The organism is Cryobacterium sp. M15, assembly GCF_002929675.1.
Taxonomy (GTDB): Bacteria; Actinomycetota; Actinomycetes; order Actinomycetales; family Microbacteriaceae; genus Cryobacterium; species Cryobacterium lyxosi.
This window is the reverse complement of sequence record NZ_PJJW01000025.1, coordinates 63,560-83,755: the sequence shown is the minus strand read 5'-3', so window position 1 is coordinate 83,755 and position 20,196 is coordinate 63,560. Positions and strand designations below refer to the sequence as shown.

The window sequence follows — 20,196 nt, the reverse complement described above, 5'->3', positions numbered from 1 at the left end:
CCATGACCGCGACAGCTTCGCTGTCATCGAGCTGCCCAAACTGCACCCCATCAAACGCCAAAGCCAGAATCGCACCGGCCTGGACAACGGCCCAAACCCGAGAACCCTCAGGTTCCGGCACGGAGCCAGTTGCAGCGGGCGGGGCGGTGAGGGTCATGGCGTCAGTGCCTCCTTCACCCCCAATTATAGCCCGAATCGCTCATGGAGACGAGGAAATCTCAGTAAATAGCGAGGGTTTTTCGCGAGTTGAATACTAGGCCGATCACCGAGGGCTGCCCGGTACGACGACTCAAAGATCCGGTGCCCGGCTTCGTCTTCGATGTCGTTTCCCTGACCGTGTGTTCAGGTCAGGGTCGTCAAAATCATGCGTGACCGAGCGGCGCGTCCCCGACCAGGTAGAGTCGCTGCGTGGCCCGGGTCATCGCTACATAGAGCGCGCCGGCGCCACGTTCGGAGGCGGCGAGAATGGCAGCCGGGTCGACGACGATGACGGCATCGAATTCCAGCCCCTTGGCGTCCTGCGGCGTGAGCAGCGCGATCTCGCGGCTGAGGCCGAGCGCACCAACGCCGAGCAGATCGCCGAATTCAGCGCGCAGGGTAAATTCAAGGTCGTCGAGAGCGGAGTCGACGACGATCACGGCGAGGGTGCCGCCCGTTCCAAGCGCCAGGTCGCGGCGTACCGCGACCGCAGCATCCGCTACCGTTTCGACCGGCCACTCGCTCGACCGCACCGTGCGGGAGCGCGTGATCGGCAACCGATGTGACATCGCGACCGTCTCGGCCGCCGTAGCGATCTGGCTCGGCGTGCGATAATTCACGGTCAATTCTTCGAGCCGCCAGCGGTCAGCTTCGGGCGAGCCGTCGAGCACCGGCTGCAACGCCTCTTTCCAGCTGGCGGATGCCGCAGAACTGGCTGCCTGCGCGATGTCACCGACGATCGTGAACGACCGGCGCGGACCACGCCGCAACACCAGCCGCCACTGCATCGGGGAGAGTTCCTGGGCCTCGTCAATGACAACGTGGCCGTAGGTCCAACTGCGATCCCGAGCGGCACGCTCGCTGGTCGTTGCGCGTTCATCGAGTTCGGCGAAACTGGCGGCGAGGTCCTTCGCGTTGACGAGGCCCTTCACCTGCATGTTCTCAATGGCCGTTTCGGCGTTCTCCACGTCGCGCTTGCGCTGTTCCTTGAGCGCGCGCTTTTTCGCCTGGTCGACCGCGTTGTATTCTCCGAGCAGCTCGGCGGCCTCATCGAGCAGCGGAATGTCGGCGATCGTGAACTCGGCCGTGCGCGGGCGGGCTAGCAGCTTGCGCTGCGCGAAACGCCAGCGCGGAGTCAGCTCCTCCAGCCACTGCGGCCGCGCATAGAGATCTTGCACCAGTTTTTGCGGCGTGAGCGGCAGCCAGGCGGTGTTGAGCGCGATCCGCACATCGTCGGCCAGGCGTAGGTCTTCGCGCAGCATGGGCAGATCGGTGTCGTCCATCGAACGGCCCTGCTGCTGCAGTTGCTCGAGCCAGACCCGGGAGAGCGCGTTGATAGCGGTCTTCACAAAGGTCACTCGTGCCTCGTTGTGGGTTTTACCGGTGCCGCGAGCGCGCGCGATCGCATTGGCGACGAGCTCGGGCTGCAGCACGATGCGGTCGCCGTTCACGACGAGCTGCTGCGGGGCGGACGGGGTGCGCTGCCGGGAGTGCACGGCTCGCGCAATGAGGTCGGCCATGAAAGCCTGGCCCTTCAGCGCCGCGACGGCGGGGGCATCCTCGTGGGTCGCTTCGACGCCGGGAAAGAGCTGGCCGACCGAGGCGAGCACCACGCCGGTCTCACCGAGGGAGGGCAGCACGGCCTCGATGTACTGCAGAAATGAACGCGACGGACCGATGATGAGTACGCCACTGTCGCGCAGGCGATCCCGGTGCGTGTACAGCAGGTAGGCGGCACGGTGCAGCGCCACGGCGGTCTTGCCGGTGCCGGGGCCACCCTGTACGACCAGAACACCGGCCAGTTCCGAGCGGATGATACGGTCCTGCTCCGCCTGAATGGTCGAGACGATGTCGGACATGTGTCCGGTGCGCTGCGCGGTGAGCGCCGCGAGCAGGGCGCCCTCGCCCTGGTGTGTGCTGGCATCGGGGTCGGCGAGCAGGGCGGCATCGAGAATTTCGTCTTCGATGCGGATGATGGTGCGCCCCTTGGAGAGCAGGTGGCGACGGGCCCTGGCGCCGAGCGGCGTGGCGGCGGTGGCCTGGTAGAAAGCGCTTGCCTGCGGCACACGCCAGTCGAGCAGCAGCGGCTTGTGATCTTCATCACGCAGGCCCACCCGGCCGATATAGCGGTAGACCGAGTCGCCGGAGTCGTCTGGCATGGTTTCGAGCCGGCCGAAGGCCAGTCGGTCGTCGACCTCGCGCAGTTGCACGATGCGGTCCTCGTAGAGGCGCGCGAAGGTGTCGCGTTCGCTGCGGGATTGGTGGTTACCGCCTACGTCTTGGCGGCGCACCGCTTTGAGCTGGCCTTCAGCCTCTTCCTGCAGCGCGTCGAGCCGCTCATACAGCGCCCGAACATAGTCCTGCTCTCGAACAAGCTCCTGGTCAATCACGAACACCCCTTAAACCCAAGCCCCTAGTTTAGTCGCGGTCAGCGTGGGCCACGCTGCACGTCTGCGCGTCAGATTGAGCTGCCCGCGAACGGTCACCCGGCTCGCCAGCGCGGCGTCGGCATCCGCTCATGTGTCGAATGTTTACGTGCCTGTTCGCTTATTCTCGACGGCTGGAACAAGCTGTGATCATGTCAGTCATCAAGGTCGCACCGCTGGAGCATATCCGGCGCGAGCGCAGCAGCATCAAGTGGACTCGGTTTCCCGCCGACGTACTTCCCTTGTTTGTTGCCGAGATGGACTACCCCCTCGCCCCGGCCATTGTCGCCACCCTTGTGGAGCGGGTGCAGGCTTCCGACACCGGTTACCTCGACGGCCCCGGCCCGCTCGCTCCAGCCTTCGCCGCATTTGCTCTGAACCGTTGGGGCTGGACCGTTGACCCCAGCCACGTGCACCTGGCAACCGACGTGAGCGTCGGCATCGTCGAGGCCCTCCGCCTGGCCGTGCCGGCCGGCGGCCGAGTTGCGATCACCCCGCCGGTCTACCCGCCGTTCTACGAACTCGTCGAAGAGGCCGCGGCATCCGTTATCGAAACGCCCCTGCTCGAGCAGGGCGACAGTTGGGCGCTCGACCTCACGGCACTCGAAACCAGCTTCGCCGGCGGCATCGACGCTTTTCTGCTCTGCAACCCGCACAACCCGCACGGCATCGTGTGGCAGCGAGAGACGCTCGAAACGCTGGCCCGACTGGCCGCGCAGTACGACGTTTTCGTCATCTCCGATGAGATCCACGCACCGCTCACCTACCCGGGCGTCACTTTCACGCCGTTCGCCCCACTGGCCCTGGCCGCCGGGGCCCGCGCGGTCACCGTGACCTCGGCAAGCAAAGGCTGGAATGTGGCCGGGCTCAAGTGCGCGGTCGTCATCGCCGCCGATGACGCCACCAACGACCTGCTGAACCGGCTGCCCGAAGAGGTGGCCTGTCGCACCAGCATCCTCGGCCTGCACGCCAACATCACCGCATTCTCCTGTACCGACTGGCTCGACAATGCCATCGATCAAATTGTCGACAACGATTCCCTACTTGCTGAACTCTTGCGTGAACATCTGCCCACTGTGATCTACCACCGGCCGCGCGCCAGCTACCTAGCCTGGCTCGACCTGCGCCACCTCGGCCTCGGCGAGAGCCCGTACCAGCGCATTCTCGACGACGCCCGCGTCGCCCTCAACAACGGTGAGTGCTTCGGCCTCGGCGGCCAGGGCTTCGCCCGGCTCAACCTGGCCTGCTCGCCCGACACCCTGCGCGAAGCCGTCGCCCGTATCGCGGCGCTCGTGGCACGAGTTCATGCCGCGTCTGCCGCTTTGCCGACGCCGGTAGCCGTCTCATGACGACCACGGATGCCCCACTCCAGCCCGACACCGACGCAACAGGAAGTTTCATGGCCACGCCAGCACCAACAGCAACTTCACGCAATTCTGATGCCGCCGAAGTGGTCGCGCCGATCACCGATTGGGACGCCTTCAGCTTTGACACCCGCCAGGTGCACGTGGGCGAGTACGCCGACGAGAACCGCGGCGCGCGCATTCCGCCGCTCACCCTGAGCGCCGGGTATGTCTTCGACTCCTTCGACGACGGAGCCGCTCGGTTCAACGGCGGTTCCCGCGAACCTATCTACTCCCGGCAGGGCAATCCCACCAACGCGGTCGCCGAACAGCGACTCGCCTCACTGGAGGGCGGCGCGGCCTGCGTTGCCGTGTCGAGTGGGCAGGCCGCGATCAGCGCCGCCCTGTTTGCGCTGGCTGAATCGGGCGAGCACATCGTTTCGACCGCGAGCATCTACGGCGGCACCCGCATTCTGCTCGGCCGGAGCTTTCGACGCATGGGCATCGAGGTGGACTACGTCTGGGACACCGACTCCGATGCCGCCTGGGACGCGGTGATCCGGCCGGAGACCAAAGCGATCTTCACTGAAACCATTCCGAACCCGCGCAACGACGTCGTCGACATTGCCCGCATTGCCGCCGTCGCCCGCCGCCATGGCATTCCGCTCGTCGTCGACAACACCGTCGCCACGCCGTATCTCATTCGCCCGTTCGAGCACGGCGCCGACATCGTCGTGCACTCCACCACCAAGTTTCTCAGCGGCCACGGCGCCGGGGTGTCGGGCGCCATCGTCGACGGTGGCACCTTCGACTGGGCGGCGAGCTCCCGCCGATACCCGCTGCTGACCGACTCGTTGCGTCCCGGCCTGCCGTCGCTGCTCGACCGGTTCGGCCCGGCCGCCTACGCCCAGTACGTGCGCGAGGCCGTCGTCAATGATGTTGGCCCGTCGCTCTCGCCGTTCAACGGTTTTCTGCTGCACCAGGGCATCGAAACCCTGTCGCTGCGCATGGAACGTCACGTTGACAACGCGATCGCTATCGCGCACTGGCTCGAGGAGCAGCCCGAAGTCGAGGTCGTCGACTATGCCGGCCTGCCGAGCAGCCCGTTGCACGAGATCGCGCAGAAGTACTACAACGGCCGTACCGGTTCGGTGTTCGCCGTCACCGTCAGGGGCGGAACCGAGGGCGCCCGAGCGTTCACGAACGGTCTGCGGGTGTTCAGTCGCATGACCGGTATCGGCGATACCCGCTCGATGGTGCTGCATCCGCTCACCACCACCCACGCGTCCTTTGCCCCCGATCTGAACGCACGCCTCGGCATTACGGCTGGCATGCTGCGCCTGTCGGTGGGCATCGAATCACTTGATGATCTTCTGCTCGACCTCCGCGGGGGGCTCGACCGAGTCGCCGGCATCCTCTAAACGCTAGGTATTCTGAATTCATGAACTTTATCGCGCCATTTTCTTCTGCGCCCACTCGCACGTTTGCCACCCTGGGAGCGCTCGTTCTGCTCGCCGTTCTGAGCGGATGCGCCGGAACTGACTCGGGAGCCGCCGCCGGCTCGAGCGCATCCGCGACCGCCGCCGCAGGTACTGACTCGGCTACAACGGATGCCGCTCCCGCAGACTGCGCTGGCGTCGCCGTCGTCGTCGACTTCGGCCTGCTCGACGCCGATACGATCACCAAATGCGTCGACGCGACAACGACCATCTCCGCGAGCGACGCCCTGGAAGCTGCCAGCGTCACGACAGAGGGCACCGTCGAATACGGCGACATGGTCGCCTGCCGCGTCAATGACCGCCCGGCCGCCAACGAGACCATCGAGGTCGAGGGGCAGGCGCCATTCACCGAAAGCTGCGCGACGATGGCGCCGATGCACGCCTACTGGGGCATCTGGGTGCAGCCGTCCGCCGAGGCCGACTGGGAGTACGCGCCGGTCGGACTCGGTGAGCTCGAAATCGAGCCCGGACAGTCAGTAGGACTTCTCTTCACCACCACCGGCATGGAAACTGCCACGCCCGGCAGCTAGTGATTCGCCTGCGCCTGGCACCGCTACGCGCGGCAGTCGTACTCGCGGTCGGCTTCGTGCTGCTGCGGGTCGTCTACCGGGTAGTCTTTGGCGGCGCAGGCGCGGGCGCGGGCCCGCTGCTGCTGGATCTTCCCCTGCTGCGGCTCGACGGACCGTTCAGCCACATCACGCTGCTAGGCCCGATCACCCTGGTCGGGCTTGGCAACGCCGCGCTCAGCGCACTCCCCGTCGCCGCCGTCATCGTCTTCTTTGGCGTGCTCAACGCTGTCATCAACGTGCAGGCCCTGTTCGCACGTGGTGCCGGTCGCGGGCCGCTGCGGGCAATCTCCCGTTCGCTCGTGATCGCCTGGGCCACATTTCCGTCCCTGCTGGAATCGGTGCGTCGGGTGCGGGTCGCTCGCGCGCTACGTGGTGAACGATCGATCGCATCGCTACTCGTACCCATTTTTGAACAGACCATCGAGCGCGCTCTCGCACTCGCCGCGTCGATGGAGACCCGCGGATTTGCAGCCACCCGCGTCGTCCCGGGCGTCTGCGAGGCACCCGTGGTACTGACGGATGCCAGCTTAGATTTCGGCGCAGACTGGCACCTCGACGAGCTCAACGTCACACTGCGCCCCGGCACCCTGACCGTCATCGTTGGCGCGACCGGATCGGGCAAGACCAGCCTCCTCCACAGCATGAGCGGCCTGTTCCAGCACTTCTACGACGGTACCCAGCACGGTCATATCGACATTGCCGGCGCCGACCGGGCCTCGACTCCCCCACGCGACACCGCCGGTTTCGTCGGTCTCGTCGCGCAGAACGTGCGGCTCGGCTTCACGTCCGAAACGGTCCACGACGAGATCGGCTTCGCCTTGGCCGTGCGGGATGTCGCCGCATCCATTGTGCATCCCCGCGTTCTCGAGGTGGCCGCCCGGCTCAAAATCGAGCACCTGGTCGACCGGCCCATCGAGCAGCTCTCCGCCGGCGAAGCCAGCCTCGTCGCGATCGCAGCGGCACTCGTGAACCACCCCATTCTCTTGCTGGTCGATGAACCGCTCGCCGACCTCGATACAACCGCCCGCGACCGGGTCTGCACCGTGCTCGGCCAGCTCGCCCACGAGGCCGGGGTCTGCGTCGTCATCGCCGAACACAATACGAGCGAGTTCGCATCGACAGCGGATGCCTGGCTCCAGATTCGAGGCAGCCGAGTACAGCACCTCTCCGCCGAAATCGGCACGGCCCTGACAACGCGCCGTGACGCAGACGCGAATGGCCGACGCCCCGCAGACTCGCCCGCCGACTCGCCCGCCGACTGGCCCACTGACTCGTGGGGCACCGCACTGCCATCATTCGGGAGCGGCGCGGGCATGGCAGCGGCGGCGCAGAGCGCGACGCTGAATATCGGCTCTGTGCCTGCAATGCCGCTCGCGAGCATCCGTCGACTCAGTGTTCGGCACAAAACCGACCTGGTCGTCAACGACGTGTCTTTCGACGTGCAGGCGGGCGAACTCGTAGCCCTGCGCGGTAGTAACGGCGCCGGCAAGACCAGCCTGCTGCGGACGATCGCGCTGCCGACCGCTGCCGACACCGTCATCGTCGCCGGGCACGATGTTCGATCCCGCAAGCGGCGAACGCGCCGGCAGTCCGTGGCGCTCGTGCCCGAGAACTTCGACGACCTGCTGTTTGCGATCACCGTGGCTGAGGAATGTCGCCGCGCTGATCGAACGCTGCGCGAACCGAAGTTTAGGCGCGGTCTTCGCGCCGTCCCGCACACCGAAAGCAGCACCGCAGCCCTTTTTGCCCACTTACTCGGCTTCCCTGCCCCAACGGATGCCGCGCCCCTGTTGCAGCGCCACCCGCGCGACCTCTCCGCCGGCGAACGCCTCTGCCTCGTCATGGCCATTCAACTCGCCGCCCGGCCTGCCCTGCTCCTCGTCGACGAACCCACCCGCGGCCTCGACCAGACGGCACGTGCGCTCGTGAGTGCGGCGTTGCTCACGGCCGCCGGTGCGGCCTCAGCGGTCATCTTCGCCACCCACGACGACGACTTCGCGCAGGACCTGGCCACGCGCACCCTGCGCATGCAGGCCGGGCGACTCGCCGCGCCGATCGAGGTGCTTTCATGACCGACGAATCGACCACGGCCCGCAAGAAGGCAACCACCGCCGGGATCGCCCTCGGCGACCGCCCTCGCGAGCGCGCGGATCAGGCGCGGCCGCGCCGCAGCATCCGCTGGACGGAGGGGATTCTCGGTGGCGGCAGCCTGCTCGCCGTCGCCGCGTTCGCCTGGCCGCTCTTCGTCGGAGCCGTGCCGGCAGACGCGCAGGTCGCGGTTCCGATCGTGGCGTTCGCGCTCATCCCCGCACTCATCGTGGCCCTCGCGCTCACCCTCGACCGCGAGATGTACACGGCCAAAACCGTCGCGCTGCTCGGCGTGCTCTCGGCCGTCGGTGCCGCGGTGCGTATCGCCGGCGCTGGAGTCGGCGGGGTCGAGGCGGTGTTCGTGCTGCTTATCCTGGCCGGGCGGGTCTATGGCGCCCGGTTCGGTTTTCTGCTCGGTCTGCTCACCATCGCGGTGTCGTCGATGCTCTGGGGCGGCTTTGGCCCGTGGACCCCGTTTCAGATGTTCGCCTGCGGCTGGGTCGGCGCCGGTGCCGGGCTGCTCCCCCGCTGGCAGAACGCCACTCGGCAGAATTCTTCCGGCCAGCGGATGCGCGCCAGCCGCGAAATCTTTCTGCTGGCTGCCTATGGCGTGGTCGCGTCCTACCTGTTCGGCTTCCTGATGAACCTCTGGTTCTGGCCTTTTGCGGTGGGCAGCGGCACCGGCATCTCCTACGAAGCCACCGCCGACCCCGGCGAGAACCTTGCCTCGTTCGTGCTCTACTCACTCGTCACGTCGACCCTCACCTGGGATACGGTACGCGCCATCACGACCGTGGCCGGTATCACCTTGGTGGGCCCGGCCGTGCTCGCGGCTCTGCGCCGAGCACGCCTGAGCCCCCGCCGTTGACCAGGCGACCGCTTGAATCCGCCCAGCGCTTAGCGGTCCGGGAAGACTGAGAGCGCTTTGTCCCACTGATTGGCCGACGAGTCAAGATTTGCAGCCGTCACTGCGATTCCCACCCAAAACTGATCACGCTCATCGCTGCTCTGGCCGACAGGCATGCTTTCAAGCGCAAAGTGCACCCTGACCGACATCAACCCGCCCTGATAGCTGCCAACACTGAACGCAAGATTAGGTTCGGTAAATTCGAGCGACGGCACAACCCTGGCGTCTCCAATGGCGCTTACGGGGACGTCACCGTTGGCCACGCTGCGCAACCAAGCCGAAATGCGATTCGCTTCAAACGTCGTCAAACACGGAACAGCAAATTGCCACTCCGCGTCAGGCGCCGATACGTCCCCCTTGATGACCAGCCAATTGTCATCCCACTCATCGCCCGCAGGGTTCGCGAGCTCATATCGAACAGGTTCCAACGTTACCGACGATTCGTACCCCTTCAACCGCATAAATAAAATCCTACTTACCGGGGTTCTTGCTGGAGCGTGCGCTCACCCCACCGTAAAAGAATGCCCTTACCGTCAAGCGATCCACGGCAAAAGCCGCCGCGCCGCTCGACTCACCGCCGCTCGACTCGCGCCGCCCGACTCACGCCGTTCGACTACACCGAGAAGTACTTTGCCTCCGGGTGGTGAAACACGAACGCGTCGGTCGACTGCTCGGGGTGCAGCTGCAGCTCCTCCGACAAGACCACGCCCATCCGCTCAGGCTTGAGCAGCTCGACCACTTTGCGACGGTCCTCCATCTCGGGGCAGGCCGGGTAGCCCAGGGAGAACCGGGCTCCGCGATACTCCAGTTTGAACATGCCGGCCACATCACTCGGGTCCTCGTCACCCACGCCGAATTCCGAGCGGATACGCGAGTGCCAATACTCGGCGAGGGCCTCAGTGAGCTGCATGGTGAGTCCGTTGAGTTCCATATAGTCGCGGTACTGGTTCTCGGCGAACATCTTGGCGGTCACCTCGTCGACGTGCGAGCCGGCGGTGACCAGCTGGAGGGCGACGACATCCGTTTGCCCGCGTTCTTGTGACGACCCGGTGTCGCGACCGCGCACGAAGTCAGCCAGGCACAGGTGTTTGTCTCGGCGTTGCCGCGGAAAGTTGAACCGCAGCCGGTCAGTGCCAAGCTCGCCCCCGGAGCCGCCGTCGGGCGCGAGCAGTCCGGCCTGGCCGAGGCGCCCGGTCGGGTCATCGCCGTGGTGCAGCACGACCATGTCGTCGCCGTCGGCGACGACAGGAAAGTAGCCGTAGGCGACGGAGGCGTCAAGCATGCCCTCGCCCAGGATGCGGTCGAGCCAGTAGCGCAGGCGCGGCCGACCAACGGTGTCGACCAGTTCCTGGTAGCTGGCGCCGTCTTCGGCCCGGCTGGGCTTGAGCCCCCACTGCCCCATGAAGGTCGCGCGTTCGTCGAGAAAGGCCGAGAAATCGGCGAGGGCCACACCCTTGACGATGCGGGTGCCCCAGAACGGCGGTACCGGGATCGGGTTGTCGCTCGCGACCTCGGAACGCCCGGGCATCTCTTCGGGTTCGGTCAAGGTGAGCAGACTCTTCTTATGAATACGTTTCTTCAGCGGCGGCAGTCCTACCGAGGCTGGGTCGGCGCCGCGGGCGATGGCCACGAGCGGTTCCATCAAGGCGAGGCCCTCGAAGGCATCGCGGGCGTAGCGCACCTGCCCGGCGAAGACGCTGTCGAGGTCGTCCTCGACGTAGGAACGGGTGAGGGCCGCGCCGCCAAGCAGAATCGGCCATTTGTCGGCGAAGCCGCGCGACTCAAGCTCGAGCAGGTTCTCCTTCATCACCACGGTGGATTTCACGAGCAGCCCGCTCATGCCGATGACGTCGGCGTTGTTCTCCTCGGCGACCCGGATAAACTCCGCTATCGATTGTTTGATGCCGATGTTGATCACGTCGTAGCCGTTGTTGGTGAGGATGATGTCGACGAGGTTTTTGCCGATGTCGTGCACGTCACCGCGCACGGTGCCGAGCACGATCGTGCCCTTGCCGGCCGCTTCGGATTTCTCCATGTGCGGCTCGAGCAGGGCCACGGCCGCTTTCATCACCTCAGCTGATTGCAGCACAAAGGGCAGCTGCATCTCGCCGCTGCCGAAGCGGGCGCCGACGACCTGCATGCCAACGAGCAGGTGCACGTTGACGATATCGAGGGCGCTCAACCCCCCGGCTCGGGCCAGGTCGAGGTCAGCTTCGAGGCCCTTGGCTTCTCCGTCGATGATGCGGCGTTCGAGGCGTTCGCCCACGGGCAGGGCGGCGAGTTCGGCGGCGCGCTCGTCTTTCAGAGCGGCGGAGTCGACGCCGGCGAACAGGTCGAGCAGGGCCACCAGCGGATCGTAGGTGAGGGTGCCCTCGGCGTCGTATTCGCGGCGGTCCCAGACCAGGTCGAGCGCCACCTTGCGTCGGTCGTCGGGCACCGAGGCGAGCGGCACGATCTTGGCCGAGTTCACGATGGCCGAGTCGAGGCCGGCCTCCGTGGCCTCGTGCAGAAAGACCGAGTTGAGCACCGAGCGCGCAGCGGGGTTCAGCCCGAACGAGACGTTCGAGACGCCGAGCGTGGTGTGGATGCCGGGGTACTTCGCCTTGATCTGGCGAATCGCCTCGATGGTCTCGATGCCGTCCCGGCGGGTTTCTTCCTGGCCGGTCGCGATGGGAAAGGTCAACGCGTCGACGATGATGTCCTCAACCCGCATGCCCCACACGTTCACGAGGGTATCCACCAGACGGGTGGCGATGCGTACCTTGTGTTCGGCGGTGCGGGCCTGGCCTTCCTCGTCGATCGTCAGGGCGATCACGGCCGCGCCGTGCTCCTTGACGAGCGGCATGATGCGGCCGAACCGCGATGTGGGCCCCTCGCCGTCTTCAAAGTTGACCGAGTTCACCACCGGACGACCACCGATGAGTTCCATGCCGGCCTGCAGCACGGCCGGCTCGGTGGAGTCGACGACGAGTGGCAGGGTCGAGGCGCTGGCCAGTCGGGAGACGACCTGCTTCATGTCGGCAACGCCATCGCGGCCGACGTAGTCGATGCAGACGTCGAGCAGGTGGGCGCCGTCACGCACCTGGCTGCGGGCGATGTCGACGCAGTCGTCCCAGTTTTCAGCAAGCATCGCGTCCCGAAATGCGCGCGAGCCGTTGGCGTTGGTGCGCTCCCCGATGGCCAGAAATGCACTGTCCTGGTCGAAACTGACGTGCTGGTACAGACTCGCGACGCCGGCGTCCGCTTCGAGGGTGCGCGGTTTCGCGGTCACACCACGCAACCGTTCGACCACGGCGGTCATGTGTGCGGGAGTCGTGCCGCAGCATCCGCCCACGAGCCCCAGCCCGAATTCCTTCACGAACTGTTCGTGGGCCGTGGCCAGCTGCTCGGGGGTGAGCGGATAGCTCGCGCCAGTCTTGGTCAGCTGCGGCAGGCCGGCGTTGGGCATACAGATGACGGGCACCCGGGAGAACTTCGACAGGTGACGCAGGTGCTCGCTCATCTCGGTCGGTCCGGTCGCACAGTTCAAGCCGATAGCGTCAATGCCGAGTGGCTCGAGCGCGGTCAGCGCGGCGCCGATCTCGCTGCCCATCAGCATGGTTCCGGTGGTCTCCACCGTCACCTCGACGAAAATGGGCAGGCGGATGCCGGTCTCGCTAATGGCCTGCTTGCATCCGTTTACCGCGCTCTTGGTCTGCAGCAGGTCTTGCGAGGTCTCGATGAGGAACGCGTCAGCGCCACCACGGATCAACCCGAGCGCCTGCTCGGCGAACGTGGTCTTGAGGTTGGCGTAAGTGGTATGGCCGAGGCTCGGCAGCTTGGTGCCGGGGCCCATCGAGCCGAGCACCCAGCGCACCCGGCCGTCGCGGACTTCGAATTTTTCTGCGCTGGTGCGTGCGATCTCGGCGCCGAGTCGTGCGAGCTCCTCGATGCGATCTTCGATCCCGTAGTCCGAGAGGTTCGACCAGTTCGCCCCGAAGGTGTTGGTCTCGATGGCGTCGATGCCGGTTTCGAGGTAGACGTCGTGAATGGCCGCGATGATATCGGGGCGGCTCACGTTGAGAATCTCGTTGCAGCCCTCGAGCTGTTGGTAGTCGTCGAGAGTGGGGTTGTGTTCCTGCAGCATGGTGCCCATAGCGCCGTCGGCGATGACGACAGAGTTGGTGACGGCATCCAGCAGTGCCTGGGATCGGGCCGGACGCGCCGCATCGACGGGTGTCTTGGCCTCAGGATTTTGCATAGTGCTCATTGGCACAGTTTAACGGCGGGTCCGAATTGATTGCAGCCCCGAAGTAACGTTTCTTAGCGTTCGGGATTATGAGCGGCGCGACAAGCGTCACTACGAGTGGCGAGCGCCACCCGGTTCCCCGGTCACAATCCAGCCGGTCGCAAAGCGAGTCTTCGTAGTCTGCGCCGACTCGCCCCCATCGAGCTGCAGATTGTCCTCCAAAATCTTGGCCTCAATCGCACGGGCGCTGTCTCCATTGCACACCCACACCCTGATTGTGGCGCCGGACGCACTTGGACGTTTTGGCATAGACCAGACCTGAACCACGACACTGTGACCGGACTGAACGATGCGCCAGGCTGCACGAACGGCCAGCAGATTCGACGCGGTCGTGGCACCGTCCACGCCGGTGACGACCTCCGTCTTCGTTTGCGCGTTGTACCAGCTGTCAAAGCTCAGGGTGACCCGCTGATCGATTTCGGCGGGCACGAGCCCCCGCAACCACCTCAGCGCGAAAACGTCAACGCTCGTACCACTCTGAGATGCCGTGTCATGAGGCATCGTGACGCCGTCGATCGCGCCCCGAAAAACCGATCGCCCGTTTTGCCGCTTGGCGCCCCCGACTCGGAGGCGCCAAGACCGCAAATTCCACGTGAAGCGCAGCCTGTGCCCGAGTGCTGGACGGCCATAACCAGTGTCAGACACCGGCATCAGAGCCCCCGCGTTACCGCCAGTTACGAGCCAAGCCATAGCTGTTCCTCCCCCTAGACCAACGTTGGACATGTCTATCGTAGGGCTTCCACGGACCGTGTACCGACAGTTCGTCTACCCGTCCCGGCAAGGGGGTAGACTCCGAGTATCAACACGGGGGTACGGGATTGAGCTACGAGTCACGCCAGAAACGGGCGCACATGATGGTGGCCGAACTCGGTCTGCCCCGGCCGCTCACGGCCGAACTGCTGCACCGACACATGGAAACGGTGCGGGGCAAGAAGATCGTGATTCGAAGTGCGACTCCACGCATGCTTGAGGCCGGGCTCTGCGGTCTTTGGATCGCCGTGGCCGGCGAAGATTTCGAACGGATCTACCATGCACCGACTGCGTCCAGGGTGCACCACCAGCAGTTCATCAATCACGAGTACGGCCACATGATTCTTGATCACGAACAAGAGCTCATTTCTGCGCAGCGAGTTGCACTCCTCGCACCGTTGATTCCGATGGATGCCATCGTCTACGCGCTCGCTCGAAGCCGGTTCACCGACGAACAGGAAGCCCTCGCCGAGGCCATCGGAGATCGACTGGCCCTGATTATGCTGAGCGATGGGCCCGCGGTCGCGCTGGGCGTGCAGACCGGTTTCGGTCAGGTGTTGTAGTGCCGACCACCGTGCTAATCTTCGCGCCCGTTCTGCTCTGGAGCGCTGCACTGTTTTGTTTACCCTCTGCCGTGCGTGGACACCGCCGTCCGCTCCTTTGGTTTTTGATCGTTTCCGCACTGACCCTGACCCTGCAGCCTAAACCGGTCTATGAGGTCGTGGACGCGTTTTTGGGCGGAATCAACGCCACGTACTTTCTGTTCCACGCCCTCGCGATCTTAGCCGTGGCGTTGCTCGATGTGATCGTGCAAGAGGCAGTGTCTGCCGAAGGAATCACGCGGAACCGTAGACGAGCGTCGGCTCTCGTTGCGGGCCTGATCATCACCGCACAGGCAACTCTTTTCTGGTCGGGCGATTGGCGCCTGAAGGACATTGTCTCCCAGGGCTTTGTCGCCCGGTGGGATTTCACCTTGTACGCATCGACCACCTGGATTGCCATGGCCTTTTTCGCCGTCTCCGTGTCGTATGCGTGCTTGTCCGACATTCGCAAGCAGTCGAGAGTAATTACGCGCTTCTCCTTGGTATTTGTGACCTTGGCATGCTTGGGGGTGCTGCTATATGCACTCATCAGTCTGACTAGTGCCGCGCAATCGATGCGGGATCCAGGATTTGTCTTTCAAGGATGGCCACGTGTGACGTACTCTCTCTCGCTCCAAATCGCGCCGCTAAGTCTGGCAGTCGGTCTCGGACTTACCGCGACCGTCGACGGGCTCATCTCCGGTCGAAAGACCTATCTGGATCGAGTGTTGTTGTGGCGCATCACACCTATGTGGCACCGCCTGCTCTTGACTGCGCCGGACCTCAGCATCGACCGAAAGCTGACTCGTCCTGGCCTGCTCGTCGTTCGGCAGCCCGGTCTGCACTTATACCGTCGGTACGTTGAAATTCGCGACACCCTGCTTCTTGACCCGACGCAGGCCGTGTCGTCGGCCGAACAATCGATCATCGATCGGGTCGAACGGCAAACCCAGGTGCCGCCCGAACCGATCCGACACGATGGGATCAATACTGTTGTCTAATCTGCCGGAGCACGAGTCCCCCACGCCAAGCCCTCGTCCGACCGTCAGCCCCCAGGTGGAGCTGGCCCGAAAACTCAATCTGCTCCTTGATGTGGTTGTGGCCGAAGGCAACACCCCATATACCTACAAGCAGATCGAACACGGACTCAAGAACAAGGGTGTCGCCTTATCCCGAGCACGCTGGGCGTACATGATCACGGGCGAGGGCCCGCTCGTCACTGACGCCGCCCTCCTTACCGGAATCGGTGAATTCTTCCGAATCCCTCCGGAATATCTGCTCCACTCCGATGGCGAACTGCCTGACCGCGTAGACGCCCAACTCACGTTTGTGAAAAGCCTCCGCGTGCGGAGGGTCGTCAGTTTCGCTGCGCGAATGCTCGGGGATGTGTCTCCCGAGACCTTGCGTTCCATAACAGAGCTCCTCGAAGCAGAGCCGCCCGACCTCGATGCTCCGGAGTCGGAGACTCGGCGTCGTCATGAGGTCTAAACAACAAGCTCAAGCAAACGCCGCCCGACACGTGGCTGCCGATGATTGGGAGGCCACCTTCCGTCAAATGGCACTGTATGACTTCGCTACCGACGTCAACATAGGTTTCGTACTGGCGTACTTTAGGAGCTTCGCCGTTCCGCAAATATCGGAGGCACTTCTCGCGACCGGCGAGATCACGCAAAGACCCGGCAAACGGTCGACGGATACCGGAATTGTTGTGTACGAAATCATTACGCACGGTTTTGACAGCGAGCGGGGGCGCACCATAGTGAGCCTGCTGCGCCGCGTGCATGCTGGCGTTCCCGGTACCGATGATGATTTTCTCTACGTTCTGATCAGCCTGCTTATCGCGCCGCTACGGTGGCTTGACAGCCACGGATGGCGAGCCGTGGAGCCAACAGAACGCGCAGCGGCACACCGATTCTTCTTTGAGCTCGGGCAGCGCATCGGGCTCGAGACAATTCCCAGCAGCTACGACGAAGCAGCGGTGTTCTTCGACGATTACGAAGCGTCACACGTGGCGCCATCCGCTGCAGGCATTGCTCTCACAACCTCAGCCCTCCCCGCATTCACCAATAAGCTCCCTTACCTGGTGCGCCGTTGGGACCGGGAAATCCTGGGTGCGCTCATTGGCGACGTGCGGGTGAGCGTGGCCCTCGGCCTACCATCGCCGGCCCGTGGTTTGACCGCCGCAGTGCGTGCACTTCTGAGGGTGCGGAACCTGCGTACCGCACATTCGGCACCTTCAGAACTGCCAGTCTTTGCTTCTGGTGCTGCGACGACGATCTACCCGACCGGTTATCTGCTTTCCGAAATCGGCCCGCCTGAGTCGCGCCGGTAGTACATCGAAACGTCCGTCGCCCAGGGTCAATGCCCGGTACCGCCAGCGATGGCGTACGACCACAGTTCGCTGCTGACACCGACCGGGCGCGCGGCCGGTTCGCCCTCTTCCGGCGTCTCGCTACGGTGTCCGTGGGCGAACGACGGAGAGCTCAACCAGGCCTGGAACGATTCTTCGTCGGCCCAGCGAGTCAGGACAAGCCAGGTGAGGCGGTCATCGGTCGGCTTCAACAGCTCGAAGCCCTCGAAGCCGGGCCGGTCATCGACGGCGCCAGCACGGGCAGCAAATCGGCGGGCAAGCTCGTCGCCGCCGTCGCTCGGCACGGTGATGGCGTTAATTTTGATAATCGTCATGAAACTGCTTTCTGTTCGAACGCGCGAAGTGTATTTCCTCCATGCTGCCACTCTCAGCTGCCAGCCCGCGCCGGCGCTGCTGCGAGCAGCCACAGCCGTGCAATCGGCGCATCTGAATCCCCCCGGCACACCGTGTTCCCTATGCTCGAACTATGCGACCTGTCTCCTGATCGGTCCGGGCATGCCGGACTGCAACGTGATAGACCACGTGTAACCGAATTTTTCCCGTAATCTCAACCCTGTTTGGAGCTGCTATGCCGATCACCGCTTTTCTCGATATCCATGTCAAGGCCGAGTCCCTCACCGAGGCTCCCGAGATGTTACACGACACTCTGCTGACCACCCGCGCCTTTGATGGATGCCTCGGTGTCGATGTGCTCGTCGACACCGAAGACCCCACGCACTTTGTCCTCGTAGAACAGTGGGTCTCGCTGGAGCACGATGCCGCTTATCGCACGTATCGTGCTGGACCGGGTAAATCTTCTTTGGGACCGATCTTGTCCGGCCCGCCCGTGCTCACCAAGTTCGAGATTGCCACGGACATCTGACGAAACCGCCGCAGGTACCGCTCGAAACCCTCAACGCTGGGGCCGTTGGCGCACCGACTTCTCTTGCTCGGTCACGTTGCCTATGCTGAGGGGTATATGCGACTTCTCCTGATCCGCCATGGCCAGACTCCCGGCAACGTTCTCGGGCGGCTTGACACCGCGCATCCGGGGCCTGGCCTGACCGATCTCGGTCTGCGCCAGGCAGCGGCGATCCCCAATGCGCTGCGCTCCGAACCAATTGACGCCATCTTCGTGTCGACGCTGCTACGCACCCACCTGACCGCGCAGCCGCTCGCCGCCGATCGCGGCCTTGAGTTACGGGTCGCGACCGGGTTGCACGAGATCGAAGCCGGCTCGATTGAGGGGCTACGCGATCGGGCCTCCGTTCGCACGTATCTGGAGACCGTGATGGCATGGGGTACCGGCAACCTGGATAAGAGGATGCCGGGAGCTGACGACGGCCACGGCTTTTTCCGGCGCTTCGACGCCGACATCGCGCTTGCAGCCGCGGACTCTGAGGTCGCCGCGGTCTTCAGTCACGGCGCAGCTATTCGTGTCTGGACCGCGGCCCGCGCGCAGAACGTACCGGCGAGCTTTGCGGGAGAGCACGAGCTCGACAACACCGGTGTTGTGGAATTCATTGGCTCGCCCGAGGAGGGCTGGACCCTGCTGTCCTGGGCCGGCCTGCCGGTGGGCGGGATGGCCCTTGCCGACCTGGGTGCTGCCGACCCTCTGGGCGATCCACTTCCCGGGGTGTGAGTCGGGGGGTGTGAGTCCGGGTGGGGTGTGAGTCCGGGTGGTGTGTGAGTCCGGGTATCCGTTCTCCGGCCTGAAACACCAGCCCCGCTATTTCGGCCGGGCGCGGGGAACCCGGGGCCGCACCAGAGCGTGGCTGTCGCGCAGCAGCTGTTCAACCAGCTCGACAGGCACATGGCCATCGAGCACGATCGTGATCCAGTGCTTCTTGTTCAGGTGGTAGCCCGGCGTGATCCACAGCGAAAATTCTTCCCGCAGGGCACGGCCCTCTTCCGGATCACATTTGAGCGACACCGTGAACGGCTCGCCCGCCAGGGCTGCGAGGGCAAAGATTTTGCCGTTGCCACTGGTCTTGAACACGCTCGTCTCGTCGCCGAATGGAAATGTTTCTACCGCCTGGGGAAGGCCCAGACAGAGGTCGGCGAGCGCGTCCGGGGTCACGCTGCCAACCTAGCCCCTCAAGCTAGACAGTGACGAGGTTCATCGCACCAGCCGTGAGTTCGACCGAGCGCAGGCGGTCCTCGATCGACGGAGACTGGTGAGCGAGAATGAGCTCATCGGCCCCGGTTCCCTCGGCGAACTCCTCGAGGTAGGCGCGCACCTCATCAGCGGTACCAACCGCCGAATAGCGCATCATGTCGGCGATATTGCGGCCCTCCGGCGTGGTCAGAAACATATCGATCTGGTCGTCGTCGTATTCGGGGGTTGCCGGCCCGCGAGAGAGCATGCCGCGCACCCGTGTGCGGCGGGTCGACTCAAACTGTGCCACTGCATCCGCTGTGTCGTCGGCGGCGATCACGTTGGCCGCAATGATGAGGTGCGGCGCTTCAAGCTGCTCTGACGGCGTGAAATCACGGCGGTAGAGCGCGATCGCTTCGTGCAGCGCGTCGGGCGCGAAATGCGAGGCGAAAGCGTAGGGCAGGCCGAGCGCTGCGGCGAGCCCGGCACCGAACAGCGACGATCCGAGAATGTACAGCGGCACATTGGTACCGGCCCCGGGCACGGCCTGCACGCCGGGCACGATCGACTGGCCGCGCAGGTAGGCCTGCAGCTCTATGACGTCCTGCGGAAACTGGTCAGAAGCGCGCGGGTCGCGGCGCATCGCCCGAGCGGTGTTCTGGTCGCTGCCGGGCGCGCGACCCAGACCCAGGTCGATGCGGTCAGGATAGAGCTCGGCGAGGGTTCCGTACTGTTCGGCGATCACGAGCGGGGAATGATTGGGCAGCATGACGCCGCCGGATCCGAGCCGAATCGTGGTGGTCTGCCCAGCCACGTGCCCGATCAGAATGCTCGTCGCCGATGATCCGATGGTCGGCATGTTGTGGTGCTCGGCATACCAGACCCGCTCATACCCGTGTTTTTCGGCCGTCTGGGCAAGCGCAACACTCCCCGCGAAGCTCTCCCGAACGGTCTGGCCGGGAGTGATCGGAGCAAGGTCAAGGATGGACAGCGCAATAGTCATACTGGGAGCAACACTTTCGCGCGGAAATCGTTACCCGGCTCCCGAAACGTTCCCGGATTTGCTTGGTCGGGTCAATCGTGGGGCGTCAATCGCCCG

The 20,196-nt window shown here is 64.6% G+C and carries 18 protein-coding genes; 11 read left to right on the top strand and 7 right to left on the bottom strand.

Annotated elements, in window-relative coordinates; all coding sequences use genetic code 11:
- Positions 1–362: 362 nt before the first annotated feature.
- Entirely contained in the window at positions 363–2,588 is a 2,226-nt protein-coding gene (locus tag CXY83_RS01665) for a UvrD-helicase domain-containing protein (RefSeq protein ID WP_199184853.1), read from the bottom strand.
- Positions 2,589–2,776: 188 nt separating this feature from the next.
- Between CXY83_RS01665 and CXY83_RS01660 the strand changes: the two genes are divergently transcribed.
- The 5 genes from CXY83_RS01660 to CXY83_RS01640 are packed head-to-tail and all read left to right on the top strand — an operon-like array spanning position 2,777 to position 8,991.
- Entirely contained in the window at positions 2,777–3,973 is a 1,197-nt protein-coding gene (locus CXY83_RS01660; protein ID WP_104195687.1) for a MalY/PatB family protein, read from the top strand.
- 50 nt (positions 3,974–4,023) lie between these two features.
- Complete coding sequence (locus tag CXY83_RS01655) at positions 4,024–5,388, top strand: O-acetylhomoserine aminocarboxypropyltransferase/cysteine synthase family protein (RefSeq protein WP_104195678.1); 1,365 nt, start codon at positions 4,024–4,026, stop codon at positions 5,386–5,388.
- Positions 5,389–5,408: 20 nt separating this feature from the next.
- Positions 5,409–5,996, top strand: a complete 588-nt coding sequence (locus tag CXY83_RS01650; RefSeq protein WP_104195677.1) for a hypothetical protein — start codon at positions 5,409–5,411, stop codon at positions 5,994–5,996.
- On the top strand, positions 5,996–8,107 hold the full coding sequence (locus CXY83_RS01645) for an ATP-binding cassette domain-containing protein (RefSeq protein ID WP_104195676.1): 2,112 nt from the start codon (positions 5,996–5,998) through the stop codon (positions 8,105–8,107). The genes CXY83_RS01650 and CXY83_RS01645 overlap by 1 nt, the downstream gene beginning before the upstream one ends.
- Positions 8,104–8,991 carry an ECF transporter S component gene (locus CXY83_RS01640; protein ID WP_104195675.1) on the top strand — a complete coding sequence of 296 codons (888 nt, stop codon included), beginning with the start codon at positions 8,104–8,106 and terminating at the stop codon, positions 8,989–8,991. The genes CXY83_RS01645 and CXY83_RS01640 overlap by 4 nt, the downstream gene beginning before the upstream one ends.
- Positions 8,992–9,020: 29 nt before the next feature.
- On the opposite strand, the gene CXY83_RS01635 is transcribed toward CXY83_RS01640, so the two are convergent.
- The 3 genes from CXY83_RS01635 to CXY83_RS01625 all read right to left on the bottom strand — a co-directional run bounded on the left by CXY83_RS01635 (position 9,021) and on the right by CXY83_RS01625 (position 13,747).
- Positions 9,021–9,491 carry a hypothetical protein gene (locus CXY83_RS01635; RefSeq protein WP_104195674.1) on the bottom strand — a complete coding sequence of 157 codons (471 nt, stop codon included), beginning with the start codon at positions 9,489–9,491 and terminating at the stop codon, positions 9,021–9,023.
- Between the two features lie 152 nt (positions 9,492–9,643).
- Complete coding sequence (metH, locus tag CXY83_RS01630) at positions 9,644–13,279, bottom strand: methionine synthase (protein WP_233200513.1); 3,636 nt, start codon at positions 13,277–13,279, stop codon at positions 9,644–9,646.
- A gap of 90 nt (positions 13,280–13,369) precedes the next feature.
- The gene (locus CXY83_RS01625) at positions 13,370–13,747 is read right to left on the bottom strand and encodes a hypothetical protein (protein WP_104195673.1); all 378 of its coding nucleotides are present in this window, start codon (positions 13,745–13,747) and stop codon (positions 13,370–13,372) included.
- 389 nt (positions 13,748–14,136) lie between these two features.
- Here CXY83_RS01625 and CXY83_RS01620 point away from each other — a divergent pair, with 389 nt between their 5' ends.
- The 4 genes from CXY83_RS01620 (at position 14,137) to CXY83_RS01605 (ending at position 16,981) form a co-directional block, all read left to right on the top strand.
- On the top strand, positions 14,137–14,631 hold the full coding sequence (locus CXY83_RS01620; protein ID WP_146069809.1) for a hypothetical protein: 495 nt from the start codon (positions 14,137–14,139) through the stop codon (positions 14,629–14,631).
- Complete coding sequence (locus CXY83_RS01615; RefSeq protein WP_104195671.1) at positions 14,631–15,650, top strand: DUF6545 domain-containing protein; 1,020 nt, start codon at positions 14,631–14,633, stop codon at positions 15,648–15,650. Before CXY83_RS01620 ends, CXY83_RS01615 begins: the two co-directional genes overlap by 1 nt.
- Positions 15,643–16,137: a hypothetical protein gene (locus tag CXY83_RS01610; protein WP_233200512.1), complete on the top strand. Its 495-nt coding sequence runs from the start codon at positions 15,643–15,645 to the stop codon at positions 16,135–16,137. Before CXY83_RS01615 ends, CXY83_RS01610 begins: the two co-directional genes overlap by 8 nt.
- A 67-nt stretch (positions 16,138–16,204) precedes the next feature.
- Positions 16,205–16,981, top strand: coding sequence for an oxygenase MpaB family protein (locus tag CXY83_RS01605; protein WP_233200511.1), 777 nt, complete (start codon positions 16,205–16,207; stop codon positions 16,979–16,981).
- 26 nt (positions 16,982–17,007) lie between these two features.
- Here CXY83_RS01605 and CXY83_RS01600 read toward each other — a convergent pair whose 3' ends face one another.
- Positions 17,008–17,334 carry an antibiotic biosynthesis monooxygenase gene (locus CXY83_RS01600; protein WP_104195669.1) on the bottom strand — a complete coding sequence of 109 codons (327 nt, stop codon included), beginning with the start codon at positions 17,332–17,334 and terminating at the stop codon, positions 17,008–17,010.
- 254 nt (positions 17,335–17,588) lie between these two features.
- Here CXY83_RS01600 and CXY83_RS01595 point away from each other — a divergent pair, with 254 nt between their 5' ends.
- Complete coding sequence (locus tag CXY83_RS01595) at positions 17,589–17,882, top strand: putative quinol monooxygenase (protein WP_104195668.1); 294 nt, start codon at positions 17,589–17,591, stop codon at positions 17,880–17,882.
- 96 nt (positions 17,883–17,978) lie between these two features.
- On the top strand, positions 17,979–18,641 hold the full coding sequence (locus CXY83_RS01590) for a histidine phosphatase family protein (protein WP_104195667.1): 663 nt from the start codon (positions 17,979–17,981) through the stop codon (positions 18,639–18,641).
- Between the two features lie 87 nt (positions 18,642–18,728).
- Here the strand turns inward: CXY83_RS01590 and CXY83_RS01585 are convergent, their stop codons facing one another.
- Both CXY83_RS01585 and CXY83_RS01580 read right to left on the bottom strand, forming a co-directional pair.
- Positions 18,729–19,079 carry an MmcQ/YjbR family DNA-binding protein gene (locus CXY83_RS01585; protein WP_104195666.1) on the bottom strand — a complete coding sequence of 117 codons (351 nt, stop codon included), beginning with the start codon at positions 19,077–19,079 and terminating at the stop codon, positions 18,729–18,731.
- 22 nt (positions 19,080–19,101) lie between these two features.
- Positions 19,102–20,100 (bottom strand): LLM class flavin-dependent oxidoreductase, encoded by a 999-nt coding sequence (locus CXY83_RS01580; protein WP_104195665.1) that lies wholly within the window; start codon positions 20,098–20,100, stop codon positions 19,102–19,104.
- Positions 20,101–20,196 lie beyond the last annotated feature (96 nt).